At 52.5% G+C, this 16,868-nt stretch carries 14 protein-coding genes; 11 read left to right on the top strand and 3 right to left on the bottom strand.

Going from position 1 to position 16,868, the window contains the following annotated elements:
* Window positions 1–41 precede the first annotated feature (41 nt).
* Window positions 42–1,841 carry an ATP-binding response regulator gene (locus tag HF324_RS26255; protein WP_168861226.1) on the top strand — a complete coding sequence of 600 codons (1,800 nt, stop codon included), beginning with the start codon at window positions 42–44 and terminating at the stop codon, window positions 1,839–1,841.
* Here HF324_RS26255 and HF324_RS26250 read toward each other — a convergent pair.
* On the bottom strand, window positions 1,816–2,811 hold the full coding sequence (locus tag HF324_RS26250; RefSeq protein ID WP_168861225.1) for a terpene synthase family protein: 996 nt from the start codon (window positions 2,809–2,811) through the stop codon (window positions 1,816–1,818). The genes HF324_RS26255 and HF324_RS26250 overlap by 26 nt on opposite strands.
* A gap of 407 nt (window positions 2,812–3,218) precedes the next feature.
* Between HF324_RS26250 and HF324_RS26245 the strand changes: the two genes are divergently transcribed.
* Window positions 3,219–4,019, top strand: coding sequence for a CRISPR-associated endoribonuclease Cas6 (locus HF324_RS26245; RefSeq protein ID WP_168805879.1), 801 nt, complete (start codon window positions 3,219–3,221; stop codon window positions 4,017–4,019).
* 151 nt (window positions 4,020–4,170) lie between these two features.
* On the opposite strand, the gene HF324_RS26240 is transcribed toward HF324_RS26245, so the two are convergent.
* Window positions 4,171–6,987, bottom strand: coding sequence for an FAD-binding and (Fe-S)-binding domain-containing protein (locus HF324_RS26240; protein WP_168805877.1), 2,817 nt, complete (start codon window positions 6,985–6,987; stop codon window positions 4,171–4,173).
* 119 nt (window positions 6,988–7,106) lie between these two features.
* Here HF324_RS26240 and HF324_RS26235 point away from each other — a divergent pair, with 119 nt between their 5' ends.
* From HF324_RS26235 to HF324_RS26195, 9 genes are all read left to right on the top strand, one after another.
* Window positions 7,107–7,868 carry a TonB-dependent receptor gene (locus HF324_RS26235; RefSeq protein WP_168861224.1) on the top strand — a complete coding sequence of 254 codons (762 nt, stop codon included), beginning with the start codon at window positions 7,107–7,109 and terminating at the stop codon, window positions 7,866–7,868.
* A complete protein-coding gene (locus HF324_RS26230; protein ID WP_168861223.1) occupies window positions 7,844–9,328 on the top strand; it encodes an outer membrane beta-barrel family protein in 1,485 nt (494 codons plus the stop codon). Before HF324_RS26235 ends, HF324_RS26230 begins: the two co-directional genes overlap by 25 nt.
* Window positions 9,329–9,779: 451 nt before the next feature.
* Complete coding sequence (locus HF324_RS26225) at window positions 9,780–10,391, top strand: TetR/AcrR family transcriptional regulator (RefSeq protein WP_168805873.1); 612 nt, start codon at window positions 9,780–9,782, stop codon at window positions 10,389–10,391.
* Between the two features lie 69 nt (window positions 10,392–10,460).
* A complete protein-coding gene (locus HF324_RS26220) occupies window positions 10,461–11,732 on the top strand; it encodes a TolC family protein (RefSeq protein WP_258539199.1) in 1,272 nt (423 codons plus the stop codon).
* 15 nt (window positions 11,733–11,747) lie between these two features.
* Window positions 11,748–12,692 (top strand): HlyD family secretion protein, encoded by a 945-nt coding sequence (locus HF324_RS26215; RefSeq protein WP_168861222.1) that lies wholly within the window; start codon window positions 11,748–11,750, stop codon window positions 12,690–12,692.
* A gap of 4 nt (window positions 12,693–12,696) precedes the next feature.
* On the top strand, window positions 12,697–13,632 hold the full coding sequence (locus HF324_RS26210; protein ID WP_168861221.1) for an ABC transporter ATP-binding protein: 936 nt from the start codon (window positions 12,697–12,699) through the stop codon (window positions 13,630–13,632).
* On the top strand, window positions 13,629–14,372 hold the full coding sequence (locus HF324_RS26205; protein ID WP_168861220.1) for an ABC transporter ATP-binding protein: 744 nt from the start codon (window positions 13,629–13,631) through the stop codon (window positions 14,370–14,372). The genes HF324_RS26210 and HF324_RS26205 overlap by 4 nt, the downstream gene beginning before the upstream one ends.
* A 9-nt stretch (window positions 14,373–14,381) precedes the next feature.
* Complete coding sequence (locus tag HF324_RS26200; protein ID WP_168861219.1) at window positions 14,382–15,488, top strand: ABC transporter permease; 1,107 nt, start codon at window positions 14,382–14,384, stop codon at window positions 15,486–15,488.
* Window positions 15,485–16,603 (top strand): ABC transporter permease, encoded by a 1,119-nt coding sequence (locus HF324_RS26195; protein ID WP_168861218.1) that lies wholly within the window; start codon window positions 15,485–15,487, stop codon window positions 16,601–16,603. Before HF324_RS26200 ends, HF324_RS26195 begins: the two co-directional genes overlap by 4 nt.
* Here HF324_RS26195 and HF324_RS26190 read toward each other — a convergent pair.
* Complete coding sequence (locus tag HF324_RS26190; protein WP_168861217.1) at window positions 16,600–16,863, bottom strand: Ada metal-binding domain-containing protein; 264 nt, start codon at window positions 16,861–16,863, stop codon at window positions 16,600–16,602. The genes HF324_RS26195 and HF324_RS26190 overlap by 4 nt on opposite strands.
* Window positions 16,864–16,868: the final 5 nt, after the last annotated feature.

Below are 16,868 nucleotides of genomic sequence, written 5' to 3'. Positions count from 1 at the left end.
CGTAACAGTATTAATGAAGGATGTGATGTTTACCGTGGAGAATGATCTCAGCAAACCAATATCCCAATGACCTATTTCAGACTATTGCACCCCGTGCTGCTCGCGCGGGGATCATACATACCGGGACTGCCCAGCTGGAAGGAGAGGAGAAGAAACGAGTCAGTATCATCAACACCCTCAGTCTTGCGTCTATTGCACTTTGTTTAATCTTCGGAACCGTCATTTACTATCTTACCGGTAACCTGGAGATCCTGCTGCCCGCTTACGCAGAAGCCCTTTTGTTTGTGGTGGTGCTTATGCTCAACCATTTCCGTTGGCATAATACAGCAGCCATCCTGACCGCTCTTGTGCATAATCTTTCCATCGTTTACTTCAGCGCCCTGCTGGGCATGGTAACGGAAGTGTACCTGCTTTTCTTTTTTCTTTTAGGCGCTGCGCTGATGGTGTTTTATGGTAAGCCGCTGCTGATAAAGTTCAGTATTGCGATTTCAGTGATCTCGCTGGTATTGTGTGAACTGAATTACTATTACTATTTTATTGAGCCGCTGGAGCTCTCGCTTAACGAGCAGTTTTTGATCCGCTGGGTGACGATTCCGGCTATCCTGGTGCTGGACGTGCTCACTTTTGCGTTGTATGTGCGTACGCTGCGCCGTAAAAATGCGCAGCTGGAACGGAAAGCCACCGCGCTGGAACTGGCGGACAAAGCCACGCGGCGGCAGGCCATGGAGACTTCCCATGAAATGAGGAATCCTTTTAACGCGGTGTATGGTATCTCGCAGGACCTGCTGATGCAGGTACAGAAAAGTGATCTTTACCCGGCTGAACTGAAAGCGTCCATAGAGCATTTGTATTCCGCTTCGCACAACGTGTTGCAGATCCTGAACAACAACCTGGAGCATTTCCGGCAACAGGAAGGGGTGGCGCCGCAGCTGGAGTCGGGCGTGTTTAACGTGCGGGACTGGGCGGAGGAAGCGACGGCCATCTACCAGTACATCGCGAATGTAAGGGATGTCAGTATTGTTTTGGAAGTTGCCCCGGAGATGCCTGCGCGGCTGGAAGGAGATAAGATCAAACTAACGCAGATACTCAATAACCTGTTGTTCAATGCGATCAAATTCACTCATGCCGATAGCACCGTCACTGTGCAGATCAGGCCTGACGGCAAACAATGGCAGTTGGTGGTAAAAGACAGCGGGGATGGAATTCCGCCGGAGCGGCTGTCCACTATTTTTTCACCGTATGTATCTGAACAACACGCTTTTGGCGGGACCGGGCTTGGACTGCCCATTGTGCAGCGTTTCGTGGAACTGATGGGAGGCTCTATCACCGTGACCAGCAAAACCGGCGAAGGGTCTGTGTTTACCGTCAATCTGCCGCTGACAGCGGTGGAGGAGGCGCCTGCGCCGGCTGCCCCGGTGAACAGGAACATCACACTGCGCACTTTCCCCGGTGTGAAAGCGCTGGTGGTAGATGATAACCAGATGAGCAATATGATCCTGAGCCGTTTCCTCGAACGGATGGAATGCAGTACTACCACTGCTTTGGGTGGAGAAGAAGGGTTGGAAAAAGCCATCGCAACGCAGCCCGACATTATTTTCCTGGACTCCCATATGCCGGGCATGGACGGTAAAGCCACGCTGGCGGCGTTACAGGCCAACCCTGTAACGCATAACGCCATCGTGATTATTGTTTCCGGCGACGCGGCCGAAGCATCCATTACAGAGATGCTCGCAGCCGGCGCCGACGATTTTATGACCAAACCCATTGACCTGAAAAGCCTCAACGAGTTAATGATCAGATTTGAAGCTCGTCTTACTACAAATTCTCAGCGTAATCCCTGATTCGCAGTTCCTGGTTGGCGATACCGTAACGGCTGGTATCTTTAGTGCTCCAGGAAATATTTCCTTCCATCATATGTTCCAGCATAAGGATATACCGGTCCAGCAGCGGATAGTCCTGCCCGGAGCTGAGTGACAGCAGTATTTCGGCGGTATGCAGGAATTGCCTTATTTCATCGTCATGAACAGCGGCGGCTTCGCTGACGGCTTTGCTGAGGGGCAGCTGTTTTTTGTTTTTGATCAGCATGACGAGGTTCAGTTCGTCGCCCTGTTCCAGTTCCTTGGTATAGGAAAACAGGTCATTGGCCCAGCAGATGGTCCGGCTGCAAAGCAGGCCGAGGTCTTTGATCAGCGGATCGGCGTACCAGGCAGCCGGCAGGTGTATGCCTTCCATGATTTCTGCGAGGTCGAGGAAGAAGTTGGCGCCGCCGATGCCCGGGCGGTGCAGCATATAGTCTTCCAGGGAGATACCGCCGGTGGCGGTCACATGTTGCATGCGCCAGCTGTTGGACATAAACGCTGCCTGGAGGCTGGCAATAAACCGTTGCTGCCAGTCGGCCGGCCCTATCTGTACCATACGCAGCCAGATGTCCTGCATGGCGAGCAGCAGGGGCGGGTCCTGTTGCGGCTCCGCCTTATACCTGCCTTTCAGGACACCGATCATTTTACCGGCGAGGACTTCAAAGCTGGTGCCGGGGTCGTTGAGGGTGATGCGGTCGATCTCGTCGTCCCAGAGGAAAAGGAGCGTGTTGAAATCTGCCGCGATGGCGAGACGGAAGAGATCGGCATTGGGGAACATGCGGGCTACCATCCAGGTGAATTTCTGTTCCTGGTACAGTGGCCACTGGCCGTCGTTGTTGTCCAGCCCGAATTTCCGGACCCAGGCGGCCGTATGGCGGTCTGCTTTTTCAACCAAAGGATTGAGTTTTCCCGGGAAGGGGCAGTACAGCCCCGGAAGTGTTGTTGTTTCCATAAACTAATATTTAAGTGTTTAAAAAGCGTAGGCGGGCGTTCTTTGGGTGCTTTGATCCCCTGTACCAGTGGTAAATAGTCTTCACGGATCAATCTGCTCGTTCGTTGGCTGTCGAATAAGGCCGGGATAGCTGGCAGGGCAAAACAGGACGCACCTAAAATTAAGACGGCGGCGTTAATTAGCCGCAGCAATTCCGCGGTTTAACAAGTGCCCGGGAATAATACCGGGGTGAATGTGCCCGTTGGAGGGTGGTAATGCCGGTGTTTGACCGGCATCGTTTGGCTGTTTTCAGAAATTTTTCGTTTTGAGATAGTACTTATTTGAAAGGAGGGCGTTATAGGTTCAGTAATCTGATTGTATTGTTCGTGTTGTTGAGTGCAACAGCCATCATTTTATTCATAGTAAACATGCGTTTCAGAGTTAAACTAAAAGCCACACAACCAGCAGCCGTCATTCCAATTAACTACCCGTACGCCTTATCGGCAGTAATTTCCAGAATATTACACCAGGCCGATGAAGACTATGCGTCTTTTCTGCATGACAAGGGTTATGCAAATCCTGGCTCCCTCAAAGCATTTAAACTGTTTTCTTTTTCAGAGATCCGTACTGCCTTCCGGATAGAAGGGGACCGTTTCCGTTTTCTTTCTGACGAAGCCATATTCATGATCTCTTTTCATCTGCCGCAGGTGGCGGAGCCCTTTATTCAGGGGCTGTTTCAGGGAGAGGTCATTGAGATCGCCGATCGCCGCAGCCAGGCGGCCTTCATCATCACAGAAGTGCTCCCGACCCCGACGCCGCTGGAAGACATTCCGGACACAGCTGTCACGGAGGTGATGCTGCAGCCGTTTTCACCGCTGGTTTGCGGTACTAAAAATGACAGGGGATACTATGATTTCCTCTCGCCCCAGCATCCGGATTTCGTAAAACAACTGGTGCATACCTGGCGGGAGAAATTTATCACCATGTATGGGGAAGATGAAGTGGATACCATCTTTGACCCGGTGAGCGTGGAAGTGGTGATGATGGAAAGACCACCCAAGTCCCGGCTGGTGACCATCAAAGCAGATACGCCGCAGGAAACGAAAATCCGTGGCTATACGAACTTCAGGCTAAAAGTAAAAGGCGTGGGGCAGGCGCTGAAGTTACTGGCCGATGCCGGCGCCGGCGTATATAACAGCGCCGGAATGGGAAGCTTACATATTTTATAAAGATATTTTTTGCGTGTCCATGGTTTCAATGGTCGCTTGTTGAGTCGATTATCTAAAGTAAAGTACCATTGCGAATCTCTTCCCTTCACCGTCAGTTGAAGTGGAGTAGTGTTTATTGAGTCGCCGGTCGCCGAAGGGGCCGGCGATTTTTTTACAACCCCTCATCCACCAGGTACAGCACCGACTCATAGTTCTTCTTCACCGCTGCAGACATAGCAATCTCACAGGTTTTGGTGGAAGAATAATACCCGTCATGTTCATTACATTTCACTTCCAGTGACTCCGGACGTGTAGCCGATGCCGTTAGTTCAGGGAACAAGAATCCGCGGTCGCCGGCCATGCCGCAGCAACCGGCATACTTTGGCACTACTACCTCTTCTGCAAAGAACTGGGCCACTTTTACGAACTTAGGCCCTGTCTTCATTTTCTCCAGTGAACAGACCGGATGCAGCGCGATACTTTTTTTCTTGTTGACCGCTGTGACCTTTGGGAGTACGAAATCGTGCAGGAAGTCCACGGCGTCGAGGATACGGAGCTGGTCGAACTTTTCTTTGTTGGCAGCGTTGAGCGCGGGGCGCACATGATGCAGCGTATACGCGCAGGAACTGACGTCGATGACTACCGGCAGCGCGCCCTGGCGGCTGTCATGCCACAGCTTTTCTATGATGTGGTTGGCGGTATGTTCATAGGCATCTTTATATCCTTTGGAAGAGAAGATCTGGCTGCAGCAGGTACCACTCAGGTTATCGGGAACGACTACACTGATACCGGCTTTCCGGCAGACGCTCATGAATGTCTCCATCAGGTTTTTTGATTTGCCTTCGTAAGTGCCGAGCATGCGGGAGATGCAGGCGGGGAAGTATACGATGGAGGCGTCGGCGGACTGCTGCGGTTTAAGGATGCCGAGGTCGGGCGCGGGTTGCAGCTGCTCGGACCATAAGGGTACGGCAGGAATGATGCTGCGGATACCTTTGGTGATACTGGTCATGGCATGTTTGCCGAACACGCGGTTGATGCCGGTGCCTACCCGGATAGCAGTCCTGGCGGCCCATTCTACGGTCCTGAAATGTTTGGCTACCTGCAACGCGAGTTTGTTGGCCGAAGGGGAGTGGTTCTCGCGGCGGAGCCGTTTCACCAGGTCGCCGGTGTTGATATCCACCGGGCAGGCGGTGGCACAGAGGCCGTCAACAGCGCAGGTTTCCAGTACATCGTACTGGTACTGGTCAAGGAGGACTTTATAATTGGCTTTGTCGCCGTTTTTCTGCAACTGTTTGAGCGCTCTCCGGATCACGATCCTTCTGCGGGGCGTGGTGGTGATATCGCGGCTCGGGCATTTATGTTCGCAGTAGCCGCATTCGATACAGCGGTCTACCTCCTCTTCAACGGTAGGCAGTTCCTTCAGGTGCCTGAGGTGAGCGCGGGCATCGGGGTTGATGATCACGCCGGGATTGAGCAGGTTATGCGGATCGGCGGCCTCTTTGATCTTCTTCATGATATCATAGGCATCGCCGCCCCATTCTGTTTCCACGAAGGGCGCCATATTACGGCCGGTGCCATGTTCGGCTTTGAGCGTGCCATCGTATTTGTTGACAACGAGGGCTACCACATCCTGCATGAAAAGTTCGTAACGGGTCACTTCATCGGGCGTGTTAAACGACTGGGTGACCACAAAGTGGATATTGCCGTCTTTCGCATGTCCGAAGATGATGGCGTTGAGATAATTATACTGTGCGAAAAGTTTTTGCAGATCGAGGATGGCATCGCCAAGTTTATCTACCGGGAAGGCGATGTCTTCCAGGATAACGGTGGTGCCGCTGGCGCGAACGGCGCCTACAGCGGGGAACAGCCCTTTGCGGATTTTCCAGAAGAAGGCCTGCTCCGCCGGATCGATGGTAAATACCGGCGGTTCGGACATGTCGAGGCTGGCGGCGGATGCCATGAAACCGTTGACACGGGCGTCGAGGGCTGCCTGACTTTCTTCCTGGAACTCTATCAGCAGCGCGGCGGCTGTTTCCGGCAACGTTTTCACGATGGCGGGCATACCATCCATGTCTTCCACGGCGTGGAGCGAGGCCCGGTCCATCAGTTCCACCATCAGGGCGCCGGCATTGGTCAGCGGCACGATGGCCTGACAGGCGGCGTAGATGGTCGGGAAATATAACAGCGCGGTGGATTTGTAGGCATAGTCCGGCACGGTGTCCATCACGGCTTCGGCGATGAACGCCAGCGTGCCTTCGGCGCCTATCAGCAGGTGGGCCATAATGTCCAGCGGATGATGATAGTCGATGAAAGCGTTCAGGGCATAGCCTACGGTATTTTTAGTCTGGTATTTATGACGGATACGGTCGTGTAAAGCGCGGTCGGCGGCGATCAGGTCGCGGCAGTCGGCCAGGCTCACAAACAACGGCGCACATTCCATCTCAAAACGGGCGTAATCTTTTTTATGCTCTGTGCTGAAAGTGTTGCCGTCGGGCAGGATAAACCGGATGTAGCGGGTGGTGTGATAGGAGTTGAGCGCCACGCCGCAGCACATGCCGCTGGAGTTGTTGGACAGGATACCGCCCATCATGGCCGAGTTGATGCTGGACGGATCAGGGCCGATTTTACGGGCATGCTTTTTCAGATAGGTGTTGACCATCGCGCCGGTAATGCCCGGCTGCACCCGCACGGCCAGCCCTTTTTCTTCTATCTGTATTTTATTCCAGTACTGGCTCAGGTCTACCAGGATACCATCGGTAATGGACTGGCCGGAGAGACTGGTGCCTCCGGTACGGAACACCAACGGAATACGGTACTGCTGCGAGAAGCGGAACAAAGCTACGATCTCAGCTTCACCGATCGGTTGCACGACCGCCTGCGGTACCAGGTGGTAGAAGCCCGCATCAGAGGCATATGAGATAAGATCGATATACCTGGACTTGATACGATTTTCAGGTAAGATTTTCTTGAGTTCGTGTGCGATGTTCATGGCGACTGTCCTTATTCCTTGACTGGTTGAAGTTCACGTTATAGTCAGCAAGTTATATAATTTTACATCTTTATTATATCTTTAGCCACCGCTTTCTTAAATAACCAGTACTTCAAACCATGCCTGGATCCAACAACCTATTGTCCGTTTTACTGTCAGCTAGTCTCTTCCTGGTAACACCTTTACTGACCCATGCACAGCAGCCTGCGCGTGATACCCTGCCGCCGCCGAAAGTGCAGCAGCTGTCAGAAATCTCCATCATACAGCAAAAGGCGCTGGTGGAGCGGAAAACAGACCGGCTGATCTATAACGTGACCAGCAGCGTAGGCGCCGCCGGTGCGAATGGACTGGAGGTGATGGCCCGGGTACCGGGCCTGCGGGTGACGGACAACCTGATCGCGATCGCCGGCAAAGGCGCCGTAAAGGTGATGGTCAACGGGCGGATTATCCCGCTGGCGGGCGAAGACCTGCAACGGTACCTCAAGTCTATGTCAGCAGGGGAAATAGCCCGCGTGGAAGTGATCACCAACCCCTCCGCCGCTTATGATGCGGACGGCAATGCCGGTCTGATCAATATCGTGACGCGGCGTGACAGAAACCAGGGATTCAACGGGGAAATACAGGCCGGCGGCAAACTGTCGGACTACGGCTTCAAAAAGCTGTACGGTGTTTCCAACTACGGCACCATGTCCGCCGGAGGGAACTTCAGCTATAATACCCCAAATGGTCGCTGTACGGTAACCTCAACTATGAACATGGCCGCTTCCTCGAAGGCTTCGGCATCGACCTGCAATATCCAAACCGGTTCTGGTCCCAGACAGACACCGGCAATTATAAGATCCGCAATCTCAACCTGGTGCTGGGTACAGACTACAAGATAAGTAACCGCACCACCATCGGATTTAACTACAGCGGCGCACGTACCGCCTACATTGGCGACGACCATGTGAACAACCCTGTATTCAATACCAGCAGCATGCTGGATTCACTGCTGCGCACTTTCGCCACCTATCAGCCCGTAGCATGGAGCACGGGGCTGAACCTGCACCTGGTGACAAAGCTGGACTCCAGCGGAAAACAGTTCTCCGTCGATGCGGACTACTTTAATTATTACCGCACCGACAAATCCGATTTCATCAGCCAGCGCTATGACGGAAAAGGAGAGGCCATCACCAACGGTACCACCAAATATTTTGATACCAACAAACAGGCGATCAATATTTATACCCTGAAAGCGGATTTACAATGGCCTACTGCCTTTGCCAATTACGCCTTCGGCGGAAAACTGAGCTTTATCAATAACTACAGCAACGTGTTTTACTACAGGAACCTGCAGGGCGAAATGGAGTACGATAAAAGTCTTAGTAACGAATACGACTATACGGAAAACACACAGGCAGTATATGCTGCCGCCGCTAAAGAGGCCGGTAAATGGAAGCTAAATGCCGGCCTGCGTATGGAAGCCACCCAGACAAAAGGGGTTTCTCATGTACAGGACAACACGATGAACAATAACTACGTGAAACTGTTCCCGTCTTTCTCCGCCGACTGGAACTACCATAACGACAACCACCTGGCTTTTACCTTCGGGAAACGTATCAACCGGCCGGTATTCTGGGACCTGAACCCGTACAAGTCGCTGACCACAGCCTATAGCTACCTCGAAGGCAATCCTTACCTCCAGCCGGAATATAACAGCAACTTCGAGTTGTCACACCACTGGCAGCAACGTTTTACCGCCGCAGCTTTCCTGAATATCACCAACAATGGCTTCAACCGTATTACGGTGGCAACGCCGGATAACAATACCGTTTATACCACGCCGGTGAACTTCCTGAAGATATACCGCTACGGGCTGTCTGCCAGCGCCACGCTGCAACCGCTGCCATGGCTGGAAAGCATCAACCAGGTGAGCGGTTATCATACCGACGCCCGCAGCGCACTGCCTAACATCCCCGATATCAACGGCATGAGCGTATACCTGGCTACCAACAATAACATCGCGCTTAACAAAGATAAAACCCTGATGGCAGCGCTTAACTTCTGGTGCCAGTTTCCCGAAGTGGACCATAACGGTAAGTCCAACACCTATTACAATATGGACCTCGGCCTTAAAGCGGTCTGCCTGCAAAACCGCATGAGCATCGCGCTCAACGGCGCAGACCTCTTCCGCTCCAGCGCCAGCATCGTACGTTCCACGGTGAACAATATTCCGCAGACATTTACCCACTTCCAGGTGAACAGGCATATACGCCTCTCCGTAAGCTACAAGCTGGGACACTCCACCCGTAAACGGGAGGTGAGAGGTACCGGTAACGAAGAGGAACGTAAGCGGACTTAATGCTTACATTTTTCCAATAATGCAATTTTGATATCATGGCATGTGGTCCCCGGGCTCACGCCCGGGGCAACAATGTTGTTCAGGCTTTTTAGGAATTAGATTTCTTAATGTATGGTTTAGCGTGTTTCCTGACTCTTGTTCTCCTCTAATCTTTTGATCTCAGCTCTCAATTCTTAACCCTCAGCCCTTTCTCAGTACTTAACCCTAAACCCTTTGTTCTCAGCACTTTGTTCTCAGCACTTTGTTCTCAGCACTTTGTTCTCAGCACTTTGTTCTCAACTCTCAGCTCTCAACTCTCAGCTCTCAGCTCTCAACTCTCAGCTCTTAGTCCTCAACACTTAACTGCGCCCCGATCGTTCATTTACAGCTCTTTTTATGTGATTTGAACAATTGTTTAAAAAAGTTGTTCAATTTTGAAAAATTGTTTTACCTTCGGTTTAAAATCAGGCATATGGCAGTGAAAAAGGAACAGGACGCCAGCACAGAAGAAAGAATACTGGCAGCAGCGCGGATCGTATTTACCCGTAATGGATTTGCGGCGACCAAGGTACGGGATATCGCTGCAGAGGCGGATATTAACCTGTCACTGGTCAACTATTATTTCCGCAGCAAGGAGAAACTATTTGAGGTAGTGATGGCGGAAGCGGTACAGAAGCTGGTGTTTGAGATTTCGACTTTTTTTAACGATAAGCAACTGACCATCCCGGAGAAGATCACCAAGGCGGTCAATTATTATATTGACCTGCTGCTGGAGAACCCGGATTTTCCCCTGTTTCTGGTCAATGAGATTATTACCGGAGATGATATGTTTACCCGCTTTGCCCAGCAGAACACCTTGTTCCAGTCAGACCTGATCCGGCAGCTGTTTGCCATGAAGGAAGAAGGTAAGCTATCCGTTCATCCGATACATATTATGATGAACGTGATCGGGCTGGTAGTGATGCCATTCCTGGCCAGGCCAATTCTGGAGCGCAATGAACTGGTAAAGGACGGAGAGTTTGTGAAGTTGATGAATGAACGGCGGGTACTGATCCCATTGTGGCTGAAAGGTATGTTGGGGTAAGCAACCCCCTTTTTTTGCAGATGGATTGAACAGTTTTTTAAAACAATATTTCAAACCGAATCATGCATCATGAAAGTATGTAAACTGTTGGGTTGTATCATGATGTTGGCCGGGCTCACAGCAGAGGCTCAGCAACAGGCGCTGACCCTCGAAACCTGTTACGCCCTTGCCAGACAGAACTATCCGCTGATCAAACAGTACGATCTGATAGCCCGCACCAGCCGCTACACCGTGGCCAACGCCGGTAAGCTGTATCTGCCGCAGCTCACGGTGTCCGGGCAGGCCACTTACCAGTCGGAGGTCGTCGACTTCGCAGCAGTGCTGCCGCCCATTCCCGGCCTGAACCCTCCGCAGCTCAGTAAAGACCAGTACCGCATCCAGGCGGAGGTGTCCCAGCAAATCTACGACGGCGGCGTTACGCGCTTCCGGCAGGAAGCCAGCCGCGCCAACGAAAAGGTGCAGCAGCAAAGCCTGGAAGTGAGCCTCTATGCCGTCCGGGAGAGAGTGACCCAGCTGTACTTTGCCGTACTGCTGATGGATGCCCAGCTGCGCCAGAACGCCCTGCGGCGTGACAACCTGCAAAGTACCACCGATAAAATGAAAGCCGCCCTGGCTAACGGTGTCGCCTATAGGAGCAACGTGGCGGAGCTGCAGGCCGAAATCTTGAATGCGGACATGGTCACCACAGAATTCAGGGCTAACCGTAAAGCCTATCTGAAAATGCTGTCCACCTTTATTCATCAGCCGCTGGGCGACAGCACTATACTGGCCTATCCGGAAACGGCACTCCCCGCTGAAGACATCCATCGTCCGGAACTGACGCTGTACGACTATCAGCAGAAAACTTTTGATGTACAGGAACGGCAGCTGAAATCCGCTTATCTCCCCAAACTGAACGCTTTCCTGCAAGGCGGCTACGGCCGGCCCACGCTGAACATCGTCAGCAATGACTTCGGCAGCTGGTGGATGGGAGGGTTGCGGCTCAACTGGTCCATCGGTAGCCTCTACTCCCTGAAAAACAACCGCCGCCTGCTGGACATCCAGCGCAGCAACGTGGACATAAGCCGGGAAACCTTCCTGCTGAACACTACGCTCACCCTGCAGCAGCAACAACAGGATGTGGATAAATACGCCGCCCTGATGGAACAGGATGACGAGGCTATCCGCCTGCGTACAGCCGTGCTGCAATCCGCCAAAGCGCAACTGGACAACGGCGTCATTACCGTTCATGAATACATCTCGCAGGTGAACGCGGAAAATCTGGCCAAACAGACGCGTATCCTGCATGAAATACAGTTGCTACAGGCGCAATACAATTATAAAAACACTTCCGGGAACTGATTAACTTCTTGTAACATGAAATACCATCTCATTTGGATAACAGCCGCCGTGATGATGACAAGTGCCTGCGGGGACGGCAAACCGGGATACGACGCCTCCGGCAATTTTGAAGCCGATGAAGTGATCGTGTCCGCACAACAGAATGGCGAACTATTGTCCTTCACGGTTAAGGAAGGCGACAAACTCAACGGCGGCCAGATTGTGGGACAGATTGATGTGACCATCCCCGCGCTGCAACAGCAACAGGTGCAGGCTTCCATACAAGCCCTCCGGGAGAAAACCAATAATCCGCAGCCACAGGCTCAACTGGTGGAACGGCAGCTGATGGTGCAGGAAGCGCAGCTGCAACAGCTGTACCGCGAACGCAAAAGAACGGAGAACCTCGTGAAAAGCGACGCTGCCACACAGAAACAACTGGACGATATGAACGCGCAGGTAGATCAGCTTGAAAAACAACTCAACGTTACCCGGCAGCAACGCAACCTTTATAATTCCAACATCGCCACACAGAACCGCTCTATCCTCAGCGAACAGGCGCCACTGGAAAAATCAATGGCCCAGTTTGCTGAGCAGGTACGGAGAGGGCAGATCGTGAATCCTATCACCGGCGTAGTGCTCTCCCGTTACGCGCTGAAAGGAGAGATGGCGGCGACAGGCAAACCGTTGTATAAGATCGCCAATATCGATACCCTCTTCCTGAAAGCTTACGTTACCGGCGTTACGCTGCCTAAAATCAGGCTGGGACAGGAAGTACAGGTACGCATTGACCAGGGCAAAAAAGAATACAAAGCTTATCCCGGTACCATCACCTGGATCTCCGATAAATCAGAATTCACGCCCAAGACCATCCAGACAAAGAATGAAAGAGCCAATCTCGTATATGCGATCAAGGTAAGCGTGAAAAACGACGGCTATCTGAAAATAGGTATGTACGGGGAAATGCTGATCCCGCAAAAATAAGCTCATGAACGCAGTGGTGCTGGACCATATAACCAAAACGTACGATGCCGGCAAAGTGCTGGCGGTAGACGATGTGTCGCTGGAAGTGGCTGCCGGAGAACTGTTCGGCCTCATTGGCCCGGACGGCGCGGGCAAAACCTCCCTCTTTCGCATCCTCACCACGCTGCTGCTGCCGGATAAGGGCACGGCGTCTGTCAATGGCAAAGACTGTGTAAAAGATTATAAAACCATCCGCCGCAGCGTAGGCTATATGCCCGGCAGGTTTTCCCTGTACCAGGACCTTACCGTGGCAGAAAACCTCCATTTCTTTGCCACGCTCTTTGGCACTACCATCGAAGCGAACTACGACCTTATCCGCGACATCTACGAACAGATCAGGCCTTTCAGCGATCGCCGCGCAGGTAAGTTGTCCGGCGGCATGAAACAGAAGCTGGCGCTGTGCTGCGCGCTGGTACATAAACCGGAAGTACTGTTCCTCGACGAGCCTACTACCGGCGTAGATGCAGTGTCCCGCAAAGAATTCTGGGAGATGCTGCGTTCCCTCAAACAACAGGGCATCACCATCGTGGTATCCACGCCTTATATGGATGAAGCCGTGCTCTGCGAGCGCATTGCGCTCATCCAGGACGGTAAAATCATGTCTGTCGATACGCCGGCCAATGTGATCGCCACCTTCCCGGTAAAACTATATGCTGTAAAGGCCGCCAATATCTACCGGCTGCTGGCTTCCCTGCGGGAAGACGCTGCTGTAGACAGCTGCTATGCATTCGGGGAATATGTCCACGTCACTTTCCGCGCCGACGCGGTCCGTGACCTGCAGGCATGGCAGCAATCCCTTGCTGCAAAAGGACATGAGCAGATAGCGGTGAAAGCCATCTCCCCCACCATAGAAGATAGTTTCATCCGTCTCATGAATGAAAAACAAAACGCACAGCCATGAGTGAAAAGGTGATCATATGCGATGGACTGACAAAACAATTCGGCGACTTTGTTGCTGTTAATCATATAACCTTTGACGTTAGTAAAGGGGAGATCTTTGGTTTTCTCGGCGCTAACGGCGCCGGTAAAACCACGGCCATGCGGATTCTCTGCGGACTATCCTATCCCAGCTCCGGCAAAGCCACCGTGGCCGGTTTTGATGTCTACAAACAACAGGAGTCCATTAAAAAGAATATCGGTTATATGAGCCAGAAGTTCTCCCTGTACGAAAATCTTACGGTGCTGGAGAATATCGAATTTTTCGGGGGCGTGTACGGCGTATCGCCTGCGGAGATCCGCCACCGCAGCGACCGGCTGGTCAATAAACTGGGACTCGCACAGGAAGCAAGGAAGCTTGTAGGCGCGCTGCCGTTGGGCTGGAAGCAGAAGCTGGCCTTTTCGGTCGCTATCTTCCACGATCCGCAGATCGTATTCCTGGACGAGCCTACCGGTGGCGTGGACCCCATCACACGACGGCAGTTCTGGGATATGATTTACGAAGCCGCTGCTGCAGGGATCACGGTATTTGTCACCACCCACTACATGGATGAAGCGGAATACTGCAACCGCATCACCGTAATGGTTGATGGTAAAGTGGAGGCGCTGGATACGCCCGGTAATCTGAAGACGAAGTTCGGCGCAGGCTCTATGGACGAAGTATTTTATCAACTGGCCCGTGGCGCTAAAAGGTCGGCCGATTAAAAGGATGATATGAAACAGTTGTTGGTATTCATCAGGAAAGAATTTTTTCATGTGTTCAGGGACAAACGTACCCTGCTGATCATGTTCGGCCTGCCGGTGGTACAGATCGTGCTTTTCGGCTTCGCACTCACCAGTGAAGTGAAAAATATAACCCTTACCGTTATCGATCAGGCGCGGGATGTTAATTCCACCCAGGTCATCAACAAAATAAAGTCATCTTCCTATTTTATTGTGGACGAATCGACGGTCAACTACGATGCGGTAACCACCGCGTTTAAGAAGGGGACTGCCAAATGTGCGCTGATTTTCCCCGCGGGATTCGGCAATGACCTTCAGCATGCAGGCCAGGCGCAGGTGCAGATCCTGACAGATGGCTCCGATCCCAACATGGCCAAAACGGTGGTCAATTACCTGACGGCTATCCTGACAGCCTATCAGCAGGAGATCAGCCCCGGAACACAGTTGCCCTACCGGATCATCCCGGAGCAGCGCATGCTGTATAACGAAGAGGGCAATGGCTCCCTGAATTTCATCCCCGGCGTGATGGCGCTGGTCCTGATGCTGGTGTGTACGGCGCTTACTTCGGTGGCGGTTGTCCGCGAAAAGGAACTGGGCACCATGGAGATCCTGCTGGTATCGCCTTTTAAGCCGCTGCTGGTGCTGCTGGCCAAAGCGGTGCCTTACCTGGTGCTGTCATTGGCCAACTTTACGCTGATACTGTTGCTGGCCGTATTCGTATTGCATGTGGACGTGAAAGGCAGCGTCCTGCTGCTCTTCCTGGTCAGCACCTTGTTTATCATCGCTTGTTTGTCCATCGGGTTGATGATTTCCAATGCCACCAATTCCCAGCAAACAGCCCTCCTGTTGTCGATGATGGGCATGATGATACCTACGCTGATCTTCACAGGGTTTATGTTCCCGCTGGAGAATATGCCCTGGATATTCCAGTGGATCTCCTACGTAGTGCCGTCACGGTGGTACTTCCTGATCATTAAGGCCGTCATGCTGAAAGGACTGGGCTTTTCCTATATCTGGAAGGAGATGGTCGTATTGCTGGGGATGACAGTGGTAGCACTGTCTGTTGCGTTGAAGAACTTTAAAATCCGCCTGTCATGAAAGTACTGCGTTTCATTCTGAAGAAAGAGTTCCGGCAGATTTTCCGTGACAAGACCATCCTCGCGATGATGCTGGTGATGCCTACCGTGCAGCTGATCATCCTGCCGCTGGCCATGAACTTCGACGTAAAAAGTGTGAACATAGCGGTGGTGGACAATGATCACAGCACGATGTCGCAGCAGCTGATCAACAAAGTCGGCGCTTCCGGTTACTTCCGGATTATCGCGGCGGCGCCTTCTTTCCCCGAGGCGCTGGGATATATCGAAAGAGAGGCGGCGGACGTGGTGCTGGAGATCCCGCCCGGATTTGAGCGTAACCTCGTGCGGGAGGGAGCGCAGCATGTGGGAGTGTCCATCGATGCGATCAATGGCACAAAGGCCGCGCTGGGCGGCAGTTACCTGCTGAATGTGATCGCTGACTACAACCAGCATATCCGGCTGAATGAGCAGGGTAAATACACGCCCGGTAAAGGCGTGAACATCGGTGTCACTTATTCCAACTGGTACAATCCTTTGGCTGAATACCGCTTTTATGTGGTGCCTGCGGTGATGGTACTGTTGCTGACACTGATCGCGGGATTTCTTTCTGCCCTGAATATCGTGCGGGAAAAAGAGATGGGGACCATTGAACAAATTAACGTGACGCCGATCAAAAAATGGCAGTTCATCCTTGGGAAGCTGATTCCTTTCTGGGTGGTGGGACTGGTAGTGTTTACGCTGGCGCTGGCAGTAGAGTGGGCGGTATACGGTATATGGCCGGTAGGCAGTTTTGCGCTGCTGTACCTGTTTGCCGCCGTATACCTGGTGGCGCTGCTGGGTTTCGGCCTGCTGGTGTCTACCTATACAGACAACCAGTTACAGGCCATGTTTGTCGCGTTCTTTTTTGTGATGATATTTATGCTGATGAGCGGACTGTTTACCGCGGTAGATAGTATGCCCCGCTGGGCGCAGGGCATTGCGGCGCTCACGCCGGTGACCCACTTTGTGAAAGTTGTGCGTATGATCGTACTCAAAGGCAGCGGTTTCGCCGATGTACAAAAAGAGTTCCTGTACCTCGTGATATTTGCTGTAGTACTCAACAGCTGGGCCATCTGGAATTACCGGAAGACCAGCTAGTCCTGTTGTTTTTTCCACCTGCGGTACGCCTCCGGCATACAATGCCCGCAGGGCCTGTATCCATGAGCGATCGCTTCTGTTTCCCCGGAGAAAAATACCCGGTTGGCCGTCAGCATTCTTTTGCCGGAGCGGCAGGAGAGCAGCCCGTATATTTTCAGCCGGCGGTTGCCGCCCAGCGTCAGCCGCCCATCCCGCCTGAGCCGGCATATCTGCCGGTTGCGCGCTATGGCGCTTGTTCCCATTGCTGCATGATCATACATAGTAC

It is taken from the genome of Chitinophaga oryzae (assembly GCF_012516375.2).
GTDB classification, from domain to species: Bacteria; Bacteroidota; Bacteroidia; order Chitinophagales; family Chitinophagaceae; genus Chitinophaga; species Chitinophaga oryzae.
Note: the sequence above shows the minus strand (reverse complement) of the source record. Positions and strands in the feature narration are given on the sequence as shown.

Bases quoted from the DNA above. Each gene is read 5' to 3' on its own strand.
- HF324_RS26225 (WP_168805873.1), top strand. From the start codon at position 9,780: ATGGCAGTGAAAAAGGAACAGGACGCCAGCACAGAAGAAAGAATACTG.
- HF324_RS26195 (WP_168861218.1), top strand. From the start codon at position 15,485: ATGAAAGTACTGCGTTTCATTCTGAAGAAAGAGTTCCGGCAGATTTTC.
- HF324_RS26205 (WP_168861220.1), top strand. From the start codon at position 13,629: ATGAGTGAAAAGGTGATCATATGCGATGGACTGACAAAACAATTCGGC.
- HF324_RS26190 (WP_168861217.1), bottom strand. From the start codon at position 16,863: ATGTATGATCATGCAGCAATGGGAACAAGCGCCATAGCGCGCAACCGG.
- HF324_RS26255 (WP_168861226.1), top strand. From the start codon at position 42: ATGATCTCAGCAAACCAATATCCCAATGACCTATTTCAGACTATTGCA.
- HF324_RS26215 (WP_168861222.1), top strand. From the start codon at position 11,748: ATGAAATACCATCTCATTTGGATAACAGCCGCCGTGATGATGACAAGT.
- HF324_RS26250 (WP_168861225.1), bottom strand. From the start codon at position 2,811: ATGGAAACAACAACACTTCCGGGGCTGTACTGCCCCTTCCCGGGAAAA.
- HF324_RS26235 (WP_168861224.1), top strand. From the start codon at position 7,107: ATGCCTGGATCCAACAACCTATTGTCCGTTTTACTGTCAGCTAGTCTC.
- HF324_RS26240 (WP_168805877.1), bottom strand. From the start codon at position 6,987: ATGAACATCGCACACGAACTCAAGAAAATCTTACCTGAAAATCGTATC.
- HF324_RS26220 (WP_258539199.1), top strand. From the start codon at position 10,461: ATGAAAGTATGTAAACTGTTGGGTTGTATCATGATGTTGGCCGGGCTC.
- HF324_RS26200 (WP_168861219.1), top strand. From the start codon at position 14,382: ATGAAACAGTTGTTGGTATTCATCAGGAAAGAATTTTTTCATGTGTTC.
- HF324_RS26210 (WP_168861221.1), top strand. From the start codon at position 12,697: ATGAACGCAGTGGTGCTGGACCATATAACCAAAACGTACGATGCCGGC.
- HF324_RS26245 (WP_168805879.1), top strand. From the start codon at position 3,219: ATGCGTTTCAGAGTTAAACTAAAAGCCACACAACCAGCAGCCGTCATT.